This window comes from Gordonia sp. VNK1 (genome assembly GCF_040049135.1).
Taxonomy (GTDB): domain Bacteria; phylum Actinomycetota; class Actinomycetes; order Mycobacteriales; family Mycobacteriaceae; genus Gordonia; species Gordonia oleivorans.
In genome coordinates this window covers 1-12,667 of sequence record NZ_JBDZDJ010000042.1, presented here as the reverse complement: position 1 = coordinate 12,667, position 12,667 = coordinate 1, and the positions used below count along the sequence as shown (strand labels likewise).

Here is a 12,667-nt window from a genome sequence, read left to right as displayed (position 1 = left end):
CGACGGCCCCCACACCCTCGACATCCGCACCCCCACCGGCCACACCTACCGCAGCATCGCACCACCGCTCATCAGACCCCAACCCCCGGCGCCACAACCAGCACACCCCCACCCACCCATCCGACGACGACCACGCCGAACCACCCGCAACCGCACCACCACCCGCAGACGACTCCGATCACCGATCTGACCGTGCGAGAAGTCTGCAGCATCGTTATCCACAGGCAGACCTCGACGCAGGCCCCGACATCGGAGTCCGTGTCATATTCGGCACATGGGAATCCGCTACTACGCATATCCAATCCACGCCGAGGATGTCGGGTCCGCCAGGCGTGATCCGTACCCGTTTCTCTCCGACGACCCATTGGCCGACGCGTGGGGACCCAAGGATCAGCGGCCGCGGATGCTGTATCTCGACAAGGCCTGGCGGGAACTGCAATTCATGTTCGCGGTGAAGGACGATCACCTTCAGCCCCGAATCTCCTTGGAGTTGGTCAAAGGCAATGTGACACCTATTGGTCCGTATCACGCGCATATCGGCTTCGTCCACGTGTTGACGCCGGACCTGGTGCGCGAAATCGCCGAGGACATTGTTCTCGTCGAACCCGTCGACGACGACACGATCAAGAAGGTGTGTTCATACTCGAGCGCGGACTATGCGAATACCTATCTCCGCGCCGCGCAGGAGTTCATGACCACGCTGTCACGCGATGGTCTGGGCCTGGTGTACACGATCAGATGAGGTCCAATCCGACTGTGCAAGAATAACAACCATGCCACCGGAGGACATCTACACCCACGGCCACAGCGAGGTCGTCGTCGGTAGTCACGCCGCGCGCACCGCGGCGAACTCCGCGGCCTATCTCCTGCCGTTCCTGCGTCCGGGCCTCGATCTCCTCGACGTCGGGTGCGGCCCGGGCAGCATCACCGTCGACCTCGCCGAGACCGTCGCACCCGGACGCGTCCGCGGCATCGAGATCACCGAAGACCCACTGCCACAGGCACGCTCGCTCGCCGCCGAACGGGGGATCACCGTCGACTTCGCCGTCGACGACGCCTACGAGTTGTCCGACCCGGACGACAGGTACGACGTCACCCACAACCATCAGGTACTCCAACATCTGTCGGACCCAGTGGCGGCGCTGCGTGAGATGCGGCGGGTGACCCGGCCCGGCGGAGTGGTGGCCGCTCGGGATGCCGACTACGCCGCATTCACCTGGTGGCCGGCCGATCCCCGTCTGGATCGGTGGCTGGAGATCTATCGCGCCGTCGCCCACGGCAACGACGCCGAGCCCGACTCCGGTCGCCGACTGCTGGGCTGGGCCCATGCAGCCGGATTCACCGAGGTCACACCGTCGGCGTCGGTGTGGTGTTATGCGACGCCGGAGGATCGCGCGGCGTGGGGTGGCATGTGGGCCAAGCGAATTCACTCCTCCGTCGGCCAGATGGCGCTCGATCGTGGGCTGGCGACGGAAGCCGATCTCGACGCGATCTCGCGGGCGTGGACGGATTGGGCCGAGCATCCGGACGGGTGGATCATCATCCCGCACGGGGAGATCGTCGCCCGTGCATAGCCCGGGCTCAACCCACGCGTAGATCACCGAACGGCAACGGCGCGGTATCCAAACGCTAACGACACGCCCGAGTGAGTCAAGCGACCCAGTTCGGGCCCCTATCGTGCGACACAGCGGAGCATCGGTCGGGGATGCTTCGCTCACCATCGGGAGGTGGCACGGTGACACACAGCAGGCAACCGCGACAACGACTGCGCTCCTTGCGTTCACGTGTCGTCACGGTCTTTCTGGTGGGTGCGGCCGCGGCTCTCGCGGTGGCGCTCATGGCAACACCCGCCACCGCCGATCCCCCGAACATGATGGGAATCAACCCGCAGATCCCGCAGGCGATCAACGGGGTCATCGGCCCGCCGCCATACCCGCACCTGGAAACGATCCCGCCGCGCGCGGAGTCCCCGGGCTTTCCGCGGCGCGTCGAGGAACTCCGCGAGGCGACGCTGCCCTCTCCCACCGGCGATCCGCTCTTCGATCGGTGGCCGTCGAATCTCGCGGCCATGGCACCGGGCACCGTCATCGCCGTCCGCCACGTCACGGCCACCGCAGCTCCGGTCGTCACCGCGCCGATCACCTCGGCGCGCCTGATCAAGTTCCGCAGTACCGACGCACTCGGCCGACCGAGCTACGGCACCGCAACACTCATCGTGCCGCGCGCACCATCACCGACGCCGGGACCGCGTCCCATCCTGGTGAACAACCTGCCCATCGACTCGCTCGGCGCCGCATGCACACCCGGTTACACACTGGCCCATGGGTTTTCCATCGCCACCGGACCGACGGACATCATCCCGCCGACGACGGCCCTGGCGTTGTCCCATGGTTACGCCGTACTGATTCCCGATCATCAGGGCCCGCGGATGGCCTACGCCGAACCGATCGTCGCCGGACATGTCGTCCTCGACTCCGTCCGGGCGGCGAGCGCTCTCGAACCGGATCAGTTTGGCCGCAGCCGAGTCGCCATGACCGGCTACTCGGGCGGCGCGATCGCCACCAACGGCGCCGCGAAACTGCTCGGCAGCTACGCACCCGAACTGGCACCACGGTTCGTCGGTGCCGCCCTGGGCGGTGTGCCCGCCGACTTCCGCATGCTGGTGGGCAGCATGAACGCCAACCTCGCCACCGGGCTGTTCCATGCCGCGACCTTCGGTATCGCCCGGGAGCGGCCCGAGATCCTCACCATGGCCAACAATCCCGCGCTGTGGATCGCCACATCGCCGCTGAAGAATGTCTGCCTGATCCCCGAGGCGCTGGCCGGTCAGACCTTCATGCCGATGCAGTTGCTGGCCAACGTCGGAGACCCGTTCCACTCACCGGTCGCCGAGCACATTTATCGGGTGACGAAGATGGCCGACAAGAAATCCGTTGTGCCGCTCTATATTTACAACGGCGCCCAGGAGTGGTGGATACCGGCGGCCGGAGCGCGGAACCTGTTCGCCGAGCAGTGCCGACTCGGCGCCACCGCCGTCTACCGGGAGTACTTCGGTGAGCACATCACCACGATGTTCACCGGCTTCCCGGGTGCGATGACCTGGCTGGACGCACGATTGCGCGGCGTCCCGGCTCCCAATGAATGTCCCTGAGGTCGGGTTACCCATCGCCGACCTCGCGGTGACCGTCGTGGGTCCTGGTGGCCACTCGACCGGACAGGGCGTCGGCGACGCGGAGCCAGAACATGTCGCTCAACCGGGTGCGGGCCTCGTCGACGGTGACCCACTCGACGGCCGACGATTCGTCGGAGGTGCGCACCTGTCCACCGATGGGAGTGCATCGAAAGACGAGTGAGACCACACCGCGGGTCATATTCTTGTAGACACCACTCAGACCGTCGACGCGCACGAGGATACCGGTCTCCTCCCGGATCTCCCGCATCGCACCGCGTTCGACCGATTCGTCCACTTCGAGTACACCACCGGGTATTTCCCATGCTCCGTTGTCGCGGCGGCGGATCACCAGGACATGCCCGGCCCGGTCGATCACCACGCCGGCGACACTCACGAAATGCTTGGGTAAGTCGGCATCGGTCATCTCCTCGAGGGTAGGACAATGGGCCCCATGACCGACCCCACGACCGATACTGATGACATCCACTTCTACTTCGACCCGGTGTGCCCGTTCGCCTGGATGACCAGCAAATGGGTGCGGATGGTGCAGGCGCAACGCGATTACGCCGTCGACTTCCGGTTCATCTCGCTGCGGCTGCTGAACGCGCACATCGACTACGCCGCGCACTTCCCGCCGGAGTACGAGGCCGGGCACACCGCGGGACTGCGCTTGTTGCGTGCCGCCGCGAGCGTTCGCGCCGAGCATGGTCGGGCGGTGATCGGCCCGCTCTACGAGGCGTTCGGCACTCGCATCTTCGACTCGCATACCGGCACGTATCTCGTCGACAACCGCGATTTCCGGGGAACCGCAGACTTCCTCGGCCCGATCCTCGAGCAACTCGGCTTACCCGACCACCACCTCGCCGCACTCGACGACGTCTCCTTCGATGCCGAGATCCAGGCCGAGACCGACGAGGCCCTCGCGTTGACCGGCCGCGATGTCGGCACGCCCATCATCCACTTCGAACCACCCACTGGCGTCGCCTTCTTCGGTCCGGTGATCAGTCGGCTGCCCGACGCCGACGGCGCGCTGGAACTGTGGGATCACGTGATCGGTCTCGCACGCTTCCCCGGCTTCGCCGAACTCAAGCGCAGCCTTCGGGAGAAGCCGCAGCTCAAGGCTTTTGGCGTCGACGTCGACGAGGTCGGAACCTCCGAGGACTGGCACGCCGGTAGTCGCCGCACGAAGCATTGACCACGAACCTGCGGTGCGGCAGTAACGATTGTCCGCCGCACGCCGATGACACCGGTACCGAAACAGCGCACCCCACCATCGAAGGGCGCCGAGATGGCATTCACTCATCCGAAATCGGAAAACTCGAACAGCGAAGCGCGTGCCCGGCGTCGCCGCCACCCGATTCGCCTGCATCCGGTCCGATGGTGCGTCATCGCGGTGTCGTGTCTGCTCCTGGCCGCGATACCGGTCACCGCGAAGGCCGAACCCGTCAACCGCACCGTGCTGGCCGGCCCACTGTGGACGGTGGCCGACGGTCCACTCTGCGGCGGCCGGGTCAGTCTGCTGGCAGCACCCAGTGCACCGGGCACCGCCCACATCCAGGTGGTCGGAGGATTCTTCGGCGTCTCTGGTACCTCACTGCCGTGCAGCGTCGGAGTGAGCGTTCACTGGCGAAACCTGAATACCGGCGCTCATGGTGTGACCAACGGATGGGTATCGGGCACCATGCTGCCGTCGGCGCCGACGCACGTCCTGCACGCCGATGTCCGGACCGGTCCCGGTCTCATCAGCCTCCGAATGGACCCGCACCGGCCGAATCTGCCGATCCCGTCGGTGCTTCTGCGGGTTCCGTGACCGCTGTGCCGCCCGCTCTTCGCGGGTTACTGTGAGCACATGACGACCGACTGGCGAACCGAACGTGCCGACGAGGTCCGCGCACTGATCCTGGCCGCGGACTCCGAGATCACCGAAGAGGTCAAGTGGCGCAAGCCGTCGAATCCCGATGGCGTTCCCACCTTTTCGCTCGACGGGATCGTCTGCACGCTCGAAACCTACAAGGACAAGATCAAGCTCACCTTCGCACAGGGGGCGTCGTTGCCCGATCCGGGAAAGGTGTTCAACGCCAGCCTCACCGCCGGCACACGCCGCGCCGTGGACATCAAGGAGGACGACGTGCTGGACTCCGACGCCTTCACCGAACTCATTCGGGCGGCCGTCGCACACAACCGCGCGTAGTCGCCGTCACGACACCCGAGCCATGGACACCGCACCCGACGTCCGGCACACCGTCATCGCCACCGAGTTGTGCCCACTCGTGGTGGTCGCCACCGGAGACACCCTCACCGGACTGCGCTTCGAACGGTCGATGACACCGGCGACGCCACCGCCGGGTCGCCGAGTCGAAACCGACGACGATTCCCTTCTGGATCGAGCCAGAGCCCAAGTGGTGGAATATCTTTCGGGTCGACGCCGCGAGTTCGACCTCCCCCTCGCGACACACGGTGACGACTTCTCCGAGCGGACATGGGCACTGCTGCACACCATCGGCTACGGCGAGACCACCACCTATGGCGCGATCGCCGAGGAACTCGGCAATCGTCAACTCGCGCAACGGGTCGGGCAGGTCGTCGGCCGCAACCCCATCGCCATCATCATTCCCTGTCATCGCGTCATCGGGGCCGACGGCAGCCTCGTCGGCTTCGGTGGCGGCCTCGATCGCAAGCGCCGGCTCCTCGACCTCGAGGAGCCGCCGGAGCGTCGTGCCGAGAGACTGTTCTGACGGTTCTCGATCATCCGTCAGGACGACGATTCGCGCCCGTCCCACAGAATCGGATCTTCTTGCGCCGTCGGCAATTCCAGTCCGATCTCGGCCAGATGAGGCACGATTCGGTCGAGCGCCGCGTTAAGCCCGGCCAGCCGCTCGTCGTCGAGGGCGGAGAAGATCAGCCTCCCCGCCTCGTCGGCGTGACGCGGGGCGGCGTCACGCACGATGTCGAGCCCGGCGTCGGTCAGCGTCACCGACACCGCGCGCCGATCGTCGGCGTCGGCCGACTTGGTGCGACGCAGCCATCCCCGCTTCTCCATCGTGGTCACCGCGTGCGACAGCCGACTCTGCTCGGCGTGAGCCAGGACCGCCAGCCGACGCATGCCCAGCGTCCGGTCCGGCGCCTCCGACAGCCGGAACAAGACGATGTACTGCGAGTGCGTCAGTCCGCTGTCGCGGCGCAGCTGGGTGTCGAGCGCATCGTCGAGCAGCATCGACACCATGAGCAGACCTCGGAAGGCCCGCTCCTGATCGGGGGTCAACGCCACCGGACCATCCTAGCAACTACTTGAACTTTCATATAGATGGCAGTACCCTCGAAGAAACATGAAGATTCATCCACCCCGGTGGACAGTGAAGGAACAGCCCGATGGTCGACAGCACCCCACCCACCGTCATGCCGATGGCCTTCATCGGTCACGGCAACCCGATGAACGCGATCGAGCACAACCAGTTCACGCAGGCGTGGGCGCGGTTCGGAAAGTCGGTTCCCCGCCCGCGCGCGATCCTGATGATCAGTGCGCACTGGTACATCAACGCCACCGCGGTCACCGCGATGTCCAGGCCCCGCACCATCCACGACTTCTACGGCTTCCCCCGCGAACTGTTCGACTTCGATTACCCGGCACCCGGTTTGCCCGAATTGGCCGACGAGGTCGCCGAAACCGTCAAGCCGACCTGGCTCGGCAGCGACCTGGACAGCTGGGGTATCGATCACGGCGCGTGGTCGGTTCTCGCGCACGCATTCCCCGACGCCGACATCCCCGTCGTCCAGCTGAGCATCAACGGTGAACGCGACCTCGACTACCACTTCGATCTCGGTGCGCGACTGGCACCGCTGCGCGAATCGGGCGTGCTCATCGTGGGCAGCGGCAACATCGTCCACAACCTGCGGGCCGTCGACTTCTCCCGGCCCGACACCGGATACGCCTGGGCCCAACGCTTCGACGACGCCGCCCGCACCACGATGCTCGAGAACCCGGCCGACTACCTCACCCTGGCCGAGCACGCCGACTACGCGAAAGCCGTTCCGACACCGGATCATTTCCTTCCGTCGGTGTATCTCGCCGGCATGCTCGCGGCCTCATCGACGTCAACCCCCGACGCCCCCGAGGTTCTCGTGGACGGCTGCTCCTACGGGTCGCTGTCGATGACGTCGTACGTGGCGGGCTGATCGGGTCAGTGCCGAGATCGGCGAGCCCGCCACACATACACCCGCGTGGCGATGCCGACGATCAGCAGAATCCCGACGGCCCACCCGGACACGATCGCTGTGCTAACCCACCAGCCCCTGGTGGCCTCACACGAGAAGTAGTCGGCGCCAGAGGTTGCGGTGCACATATCCGACACCGCCGAGGACACGACGACAAACAGCACCAGCGCGAGTCCGGCAAGGATGAAGGCGATCGTGGAGACCGCGGTCGCCGTCGGGTGTCGTCGCCGGGCGCCGCTGATGCGCGCGGTCCGGGAGGTCCAGTCGGTGCCGTCCCAGTAACGCAGTACGCCGTCGGTCTCGTGGTCCGGGTACCACCCCGGTTGGCCGGACGGAGCATTCACGGTCGTCAGGCTATCGCCAATCGCCATCGCCTACCATCGCACCGACACGATCCCGGACCGGAGGCGCCCATGTTCTCGACGTCGACGACGCTACGTTTCGCGCTTCTGCTGACGTGTGCCAACGGTTTCCTCGACGCGTACACCTTCATCTGCCGCGGTGGGGTATTCGCGAATGCGCAGACCGGCAACGTCATCTTCTTCGCCATCGAAGTGTCCGAACGACATTGGTCGCAGGCCATTGCCCACGTCTGGCCGATCCTGGCGTTCGTCGCCGGGGTCGCCGTCGCCGCTCATGTGCGGGCGGGGCGTCTCGAAGGGGTCATCCCGTACCCGATCCGCTCGACGATCGCACTGCAGGCGATCATCCTGTTGATCATCGGCTTCGTCCCCACCTCGGCCCCGCACTATGCGGCCACCGTCCCGATCGCCTTCGTTGCCGCGATGCAGATCGAATTGTTCCGCAGCATCGGCGATCTCAACTACGTCTCGGTGGCCACCACCGGCAACCTGATGCGCTTCGTTGAAGCCGGATACGGCACCCTCATCGACCGTAACCGCGACTCCCGACGACCCTTTGCCGTGTACTCCGTCGTGGTCGTGGCCTTCGCGCTCGGCGCGATGATCGGGGCGGCGACCACCCAATGGATCGACGGGCGTGCCGCGTGGATCCCGGCCGGGTTCCTCGCGGTCACCCTCGTCATGTTCGTCGTCGATGAGGGCCGCGAACGCCGAAACGTCTGAGTCGCTCGCCGTCAGTCCTCCGGCAGAGCCGCGAAATCCTTTTGCGCCTTGCGGTACCACTTCATCCCGGACACCGGACGACGCCATCGGCCCTTCATATCGTCGGCGGCGGCGCGGTGCGTCTCGTCGCCGGCGGCGACCGCATCCTTGAGATGTTGGTCCTGCGCGTGGATCACGTCGTTGGCGTCCTCGCCGCGGTGCGCGGTGTCGCACGGTCCACCGAGTTCACGGCATGTCATGGTCTTCATCGGGTGCTCCTCTGGGGTGTTGGTAACCGTCTGAATCATCGGGTACCGCAACGTTATGACCGCGGGCCGGTGGGTTGCTTCTCGATTCCTGATCGATCGAAGACGGCAGAGACGGCCGACCGGTCCCCGTCGATGTCGAGGGAGTCGACGGGAAGCATCCCCACGGCCACGCCGAGCAGCACATCCGCGCCGGTTCGGATGACCGCGTCCACCGGGCCGTCGGCGGATCCGCCGAACTCGAATCCCGAACGCGTCGAGGTGATCACGATCGTGCCCTCCGGTAACTCCACTCGGATGGACACCGCCCGGCGCGGCCGTGGCCGATCCGCCAGCACCGCGGGCAGGGCGAGTTCGAGCCACTCGGCACGGAACTGATCACCTTGCGGCCCGCGCGTCATCAGCGGTGTGGACCAGCGGATGAGGCCTTCGATCGGCTCGCGAAGCTCTCGGCCCCAGGGGGTGAGCGCGTACTCGATGCCGTCCGCGTCGTCGGCGAGGCGTCGCTCGATCACGCCCGCCGCCTCGAGCTCACGCAGCCGTCCGGCGAGCAGGTTGGTCGCCACGCCGGGCAGACCCGATCGCAATTCGCTGTAGCGGGCCGGGCGGATCAACAGCTGTCGCACGATCAACAGGTTCCATCGGTCACCCACCACGTCGAGCGCGCGTGCAAGCCCGCAGTACTGGCCGTAGTCTTTACTCACATCCACCTGCTTGATATTTTAAAGTTGCCTTGATCATATCAACCCTAGCCGAGAATGGACATCACCATGCAGGTCAGCCACCGGCCCGACTGGGTCGACGAATCGCTCTATCCGTTCACCAGCCACGTGATCGAGATCGACGGCAACGTCGTGCACTACGTCGACGAGGGTCCCGAGACCGCCCCGGGCGCCACACTGCTCTTCCTGCACGGCAACCCCACCTGGTCGTTCGTCTACCGCGACGTCGTCCGCGACCTGCGTGGTCAATTTCGTTGTATCGCACTGGATTATCCCGGCTTCGGGCTGTCCGAGGAGTCCGACGAGTACACCGCGCTGCCCGAGGATCACACCCGGATCGTCACCGCGTTCATCGATCGGTTGGATCTGACCGACCTGACCCTGGTGGCCCACGATTGGGGCGGCCCGATCGGCCTGGCGGCCGTCGCGCGGGATCGATCGCGGTTCACCGGGCTGATCCTCGCCAACACGTGGGCCTGGCCGGTGACCGCACCCCACGTGAAGATCATGTCGTATGTGATGGGCGGCCCGATCGGGTCGCTACTCATCCGGCAGTTCAATCTGTTTGTGAACGTGATGATTCCGGCGGGACACAAACTCCGCAAGCCCTCTGACGCCGAGATGAACCACTACCGCAATGCCCTGGACACCGGTCAACGACGGCAAGGGTCATCGATCTTCCCCCGGCAACTCACCGCCGGACACGATTTCCTCGCCGCCGTGGCGGACGCGTTGCCCGACCTCGCGACAATGCCCGCGTTGATCATCTGGGCCGATGCCGACATCGCCTTCGGGACTTCGGAACTGAAGCGCTGGGAATCGACCTTCGATGATCATCACACCGAGATCATCCACGGTGCAAGCCATTTCGTACAGTCGGATGCACCCGATCAATTCGCCGCAGCCATCCGCACCTGGTTCGATACACGCGGGTAGCGGGTCAGTCCAGTCCCACCAACTCCGCTGACACCGTCCACAACTGGTCGATCAACTCGGGATCGTGCGCTTGTCGGCTCTCCGGTCCGCGTGCGCGATGCCGGGAGAAGTACACGCCGTTGATGTCCGGATCGGCACCCCGATGAACCAGGTCGATCAGCGCCGCGGCACCCTGCTCCGGCGTGATCGGACCCAGTCGCTTCAGCGGCGTCCGGTACAGCAGCCCGATGACAAAGGAGTCGCGTCCGAAACTCGACGCCACAGCACCCGGATGCACTGCCGCAGAGACGATCCCGTCATCGCGCCACCGCTTGGCGATACCGCGGGTGAACAGGATGTTCTCCAACTTGCTGGTGCCGTAGGCGCGGAATTGTGTTGCGCGGCGGCGCCGGAAGTCGAGATCGGTCGGGTCCACGCGGCCGATCAGGTTGCCGATACTCGACGTGTTGACGACGAGCGCACCGGACTCGGCTGCGGCGAGTCGGTCGTGGAGCAGGTTGGTCAGCAAGAACGGCGCCAGATGATTGATCTGGAAGTTGGGTTCATGGTCATCGACCGTCGGCGGCGTCGGTTCGAAGGTGCCGCCGGCATTGTTCAGCAGGACATCGATGGACGTCGTGCGGTCGGCGATCTCCTTGGCGAGCGCGCGGACGTCATCGAGGCGGGCGAAGTCCGCGGTCAATCCGACAGCTCCGGTGTCGGCGGTCACCTTGGCGAGTTTGTCGGCCGAGCGACCCACGAGGATGAGGTCGACGTCGGGCCCCGCCAGTTCGCGGGCGGCTGCCGCGCCGATACCGTCGCTGGCACCGGTGATCACGATGGTCTAACGGGTCGGCACGTGCCGTCACCCCTCTCCTCAGAGCTCGTCGTCACGCTTGGCAAGTGAACGGCCGCGGTCGCCCGCCCACTCCCGACCCTACAGACCGACCCCACCCGGCCAAGGACGATCGACTCGCCTCGTCGTTGACAGCGCCCGCCTCGTCGTTGACAGCGCGCCGACATCAAGCGATCACTGACCGCCTACGACCACTGAGCTGCGAATCAATCATCTAGGCGAAGGTTCGGACATCGCACTCGCAGCCCGCTGCTAAACGCAGGCTTCCGACTGCGCGGCCACCAGGGGTGGCCATACACCACTCAGAGGGCGGCGCGTATCTGCGGCGCGAAGGCCTTTGCGAAACATCTTCAATCGACACTGGTCTCAACCACTACGTCCTGGGGATCATGAGTTCACACAGCATGTCCTCGATTGAATGCGCGAGATCGCTGATGGGAGCGAGTGTGTCGGCGCCATCGCCCCAGCCGGTGTTGTCAGTTCGTCGCTGGTCGACCGCCCACGCTCGGTTAGTCGTGCCTTCAGCGATTACTCGCAGTTGCGAGAAGTCCGGCCATAGATCGCGCGGCACCGCGACCTGGTAGTCGCCCTCGCGGTGGACGTACATCATCTCCGCATCGGGGTCGACGTAGTCGATCCATAGCTCGGACATTGTCGGCATGTCCAGAATCGCTAGGAGCCCTTGGTCCCACGAGTCGAGCATGAAGCCGTCGTGGAACTCAGTCGCGAGATCGCCCAACACCGACCGGGCAGAACCCCACCACGCAGGCAGCTCATGTCGAAACGGTTGGCGTCCGATCCACGCGTTGAATGGCGCGACGTGATCCAGATCCCGAGTGATGTACACCAGCGCGATGTCGGTGGTGTCGTAACCCGCGCGGTCGCCAAGTTGGAAATCTCGGACCACGTGGTGCGGAGTCGTCATCCGCGACAGCCCGACCTGAATCAGGTTCTCCTCCAAGAAGTCCGCGACACGAGGAAGACGCGGGCAGAACTGCCGCCAAAGCGAGGCGACGGCACCACCCGCCCCATTACCAGAGGCGACCAACTCCCGCCAGATCGTGGGCAGGTCTTGCGCCTCCTTGGCGGTCAGGTCATCGAGCTCCAGATAGGTAGCGTGCCACGTCCCGTAGAAAGACCTACGGATCTCATCGACGTTCATGTGCGCCCCTTCGAAACTCTGCAGGTTACGACGGTACTAAATTTAGCTGCGCGACCGCGCTGCGCAGCAGGTCACGAGCATGCGAGGGTGCCACCGGGAGTATCCGCCCGCCTCGTCGTTGACAGCGCTCAGCGTAGTGCCGGTTGGCCAAACCAGAGCGCCGTGAACGTCGACTCGAGCGCTGTCCGTTGTATGCCAATCTGGGTGTGAGTCACTTCCGAGGAGGAGGTTCACAACATGAGTATTAGTGCTGGTTACACGATCGCTGAGATCACAGCCTATGTCCGGGAGTATCTGG

Annotated in this window: 18 protein-coding genes; 11 read left to right on the top strand and 7 right to left on the bottom strand. The window is 65.2% G+C overall.

Features of this window, described 5'->3' with window-relative positions; genetic code table 11:
- From ABLE94_RS25830 to ABLE94_RS25815, 4 genes are all read left to right on the top strand, one after another.
- On the top strand, positions 1 to 190 hold a 190-nt coding region (locus ABLE94_RS25830), incomplete at its 5' end, for a hypothetical protein (protein ID WP_348810275.1).
- Between the two features lie 84 nt (positions 191 to 274).
- Positions 275 to 742: a DUF1877 family protein gene (locus tag ABLE94_RS25825; RefSeq protein WP_348810274.1), complete on the top strand. Its 468-nt coding sequence runs from the start codon at positions 275 to 277 to the stop codon at positions 740 to 742.
- A gap of 31 nt (positions 743 to 773) precedes the next feature.
- Complete coding sequence (locus tag ABLE94_RS25820; RefSeq protein WP_348807317.1) at positions 774 to 1,574, top strand: methyltransferase domain-containing protein; 801 nt, start codon at positions 774 to 776, stop codon at positions 1,572 to 1,574.
- Positions 1,575 to 1,837: 263 nt separating this feature from the next.
- Positions 1,838 to 3,151 carry a lipase family protein gene (locus ABLE94_RS25815; RefSeq protein ID WP_348810273.1) on the top strand — a complete coding sequence of 438 codons (1,314 nt, stop codon included), beginning with the start codon at positions 1,838 to 1,840 and terminating at the stop codon, positions 3,149 to 3,151.
- A gap of 7 nt (positions 3,152 to 3,158) precedes the next feature.
- Here ABLE94_RS25815 and ABLE94_RS25810 read toward each other — a convergent pair whose 3' ends face one another.
- A complete protein-coding gene (locus tag ABLE94_RS25810; RefSeq protein ID WP_348807318.1) occupies positions 3,159 to 3,596 on the bottom strand; it encodes an NUDIX hydrolase in 438 nt (145 codons plus the stop codon).
- Between the two features lie 18 nt (positions 3,597 to 3,614).
- Between ABLE94_RS25810 and ABLE94_RS25805 the strand changes: the two genes are divergently transcribed.
- From ABLE94_RS25805 to ABLE94_RS25790, 4 genes are all read left to right on the top strand, one after another.
- Complete coding sequence (locus ABLE94_RS25805) at positions 3,615 to 4,367, top strand: mycothiol-dependent nitroreductase Rv2466c family protein (RefSeq protein ID WP_425476289.1); 753 nt, start codon at positions 3,615 to 3,617, stop codon at positions 4,365 to 4,367.
- 93 nt (positions 4,368 to 4,460) lie between these two features.
- Positions 4,461 to 4,982 carry a hypothetical protein gene (locus ABLE94_RS25800; RefSeq protein WP_348807320.1) on the top strand — a complete coding sequence of 174 codons (522 nt, stop codon included), beginning with the start codon at positions 4,461 to 4,463 and terminating at the stop codon, positions 4,980 to 4,982.
- 39 nt (positions 4,983 to 5,021) lie between these two features.
- Positions 5,022 to 5,363, top strand: coding sequence for a DUF1801 domain-containing protein (locus tag ABLE94_RS25795; protein ID WP_348807321.1), 342 nt, complete (start codon positions 5,022 to 5,024; stop codon positions 5,361 to 5,363).
- A gap of 22 nt (positions 5,364 to 5,385) precedes the next feature.
- A complete protein-coding gene (locus ABLE94_RS25790) occupies positions 5,386 to 5,907 on the top strand; it encodes a methylated-DNA--[protein]-cysteine S-methyltransferase (protein WP_348807322.1) in 522 nt (173 codons plus the stop codon).
- A 17-nt stretch (positions 5,908 to 5,924) separates the two neighbouring features.
- Here the strand turns inward: ABLE94_RS25790 and ABLE94_RS25785 are convergent, their stop codons facing one another.
- A complete protein-coding gene (locus ABLE94_RS25785; RefSeq protein WP_348807323.1) occupies positions 5,925 to 6,440 on the bottom strand; it encodes a MarR family winged helix-turn-helix transcriptional regulator in 516 nt (171 codons plus the stop codon).
- Between the two features lie 128 nt (positions 6,441 to 6,568).
- Between ABLE94_RS25785 and ygiD the strand changes: the two genes are divergently transcribed.
- Positions 6,569 to 7,345, top strand: a complete 777-nt coding sequence (gene ygiD, locus ABLE94_RS25780) for a 4,5-DOPA-extradiol-dioxygenase (RefSeq protein WP_348807365.1) — start codon at positions 6,569 to 6,571, stop codon at positions 7,343 to 7,345.
- 5 nt (positions 7,346 to 7,350) lie between these two features.
- Here ygiD and ABLE94_RS25775 read toward each other — a convergent pair whose 3' ends face one another.
- Positions 7,351 to 7,728 (bottom strand): DUF2510 domain-containing protein, encoded by a 378-nt coding sequence (locus ABLE94_RS25775; RefSeq protein ID WP_348807324.1) that lies wholly within the window; start codon positions 7,726 to 7,728, stop codon positions 7,351 to 7,353.
- Positions 7,729 to 7,797: 69 nt separating this feature from the next.
- Between ABLE94_RS25775 and ABLE94_RS25770 the strand changes: the two genes are divergently transcribed.
- Positions 7,798 to 8,469: a YoaK family protein gene (locus ABLE94_RS25770; RefSeq protein WP_348807325.1), complete on the top strand. Its 672-nt coding sequence runs from the start codon at positions 7,798 to 7,800 to the stop codon at positions 8,467 to 8,469.
- 11 nt (positions 8,470 to 8,480) lie between these two features.
- On the opposite strand, the gene ABLE94_RS25765 is transcribed toward ABLE94_RS25770, so the two are convergent.
- Together ABLE94_RS25765 and ABLE94_RS25760 are read right to left on the bottom strand one after the other, a co-directional pair.
- Entirely contained in the window at positions 8,481 to 8,717 is a 237-nt protein-coding gene (locus ABLE94_RS25765) for a hypothetical protein (protein ID WP_348807326.1), read from the bottom strand.
- Between the two features lie 53 nt (positions 8,718 to 8,770).
- On the bottom strand, positions 8,771 to 9,424 hold the full coding sequence (locus ABLE94_RS25760) for a winged helix-turn-helix transcriptional regulator (RefSeq protein WP_348807327.1): 654 nt from the start codon (positions 9,422 to 9,424) through the stop codon (positions 8,771 to 8,773).
- A 48-nt stretch (positions 9,425 to 9,472) separates the two neighbouring features.
- Between ABLE94_RS25760 and ABLE94_RS25755 the strand changes: the two genes are divergently transcribed.
- Positions 9,473 to 10,372, top strand: a complete 900-nt coding sequence (locus ABLE94_RS25755; protein WP_348807328.1) for an alpha/beta fold hydrolase — start codon at positions 9,473 to 9,475, stop codon at positions 10,370 to 10,372.
- Positions 10,373 to 10,376: 4 nt separating this feature from the next.
- Here the strand turns inward: ABLE94_RS25755 and ABLE94_RS25750 are convergent, their stop codons facing one another.
- The gene (locus ABLE94_RS25750) at positions 10,377 to 11,189 is read right to left on the bottom strand and encodes an SDR family NAD(P)-dependent oxidoreductase (protein WP_425476288.1); all 813 of its coding nucleotides are present in this window, start codon (positions 11,187 to 11,189) and stop codon (positions 10,377 to 10,379) included.
- 391 nt (positions 11,190 to 11,580) lie between these two features.
- Positions 11,581 to 12,369, bottom strand: a complete 789-nt coding sequence (locus tag ABLE94_RS25745) for a hypothetical protein (protein WP_348810272.1) — start codon at positions 12,367 to 12,369, stop codon at positions 11,581 to 11,583.
- Between the last annotated feature and the right edge of the window lie 298 nt (positions 12,370 to 12,667).

Bases quoted from the DNA above. Each gene is read 5' to 3' on its own strand.
- ABLE94_RS25745 (WP_348810272.1), bottom strand. From the start codon at position 12,369: ATGAACGTCGATGAGATCCGTAGGTCTTTCTACGGGACGTGGCACGCT.
- ABLE94_RS25765 (WP_348807326.1), bottom strand. From the start codon at position 8,717: ATGAAGACCATGACATGCCGTGAACTCGGTGGACCGTGCGACACCGCG.
- ygiD (WP_348807365.1), top strand. From the start codon at position 6,569: ATGCCGATGGCCTTCATCGGTCACGGCAACCCGATGAACGCGATCGAG.
- ABLE94_RS25770 (WP_348807325.1), top strand. From the start codon at position 7,798: ATGTTCTCGACGTCGACGACGCTACGTTTCGCGCTTCTGCTGACGTGT.
- ABLE94_RS25810 (WP_348807318.1), bottom strand. From the start codon at position 3,596: ATGACCGATGCCGACTTACCCAAGCATTTCGTGAGTGTCGCCGGCGTG.
- ABLE94_RS25795 (WP_348807321.1), top strand. From the start codon at position 5,022: ATGACGACCGACTGGCGAACCGAACGTGCCGACGAGGTCCGCGCACTG.
- ABLE94_RS25755 (WP_348807328.1), top strand. From the start codon at position 9,473: ATGGACATCACCATGCAGGTCAGCCACCGGCCCGACTGGGTCGACGAA.
- ABLE94_RS25820 (WP_348807317.1), top strand. From the start codon at position 774: ATGCCACCGGAGGACATCTACACCCACGGCCACAGCGAGGTCGTCGTC.
- ABLE94_RS25800 (WP_348807320.1), top strand. From the start codon at position 4,461: ATGGCATTCACTCATCCGAAATCGGAAAACTCGAACAGCGAAGCGCGT.
- ABLE94_RS25815 (WP_348810273.1), top strand. From the start codon at position 1,838: ATGGCAACACCCGCCACCGCCGATCCCCCGAACATGATGGGAATCAAC.
- ABLE94_RS25825 (WP_348810274.1), top strand. From the start codon at position 275: ATGGGAATCCGCTACTACGCATATCCAATCCACGCCGAGGATGTCGGG.
- ABLE94_RS25805 (WP_425476289.1), top strand. From the start codon at position 3,615: ATGGGCCCCATGACCGACCCCACGACCGATACTGATGACATCCACTTC.
- ABLE94_RS25790 (WP_348807322.1), top strand. From the start codon at position 5,386: ATGGACACCGCACCCGACGTCCGGCACACCGTCATCGCCACCGAGTTG.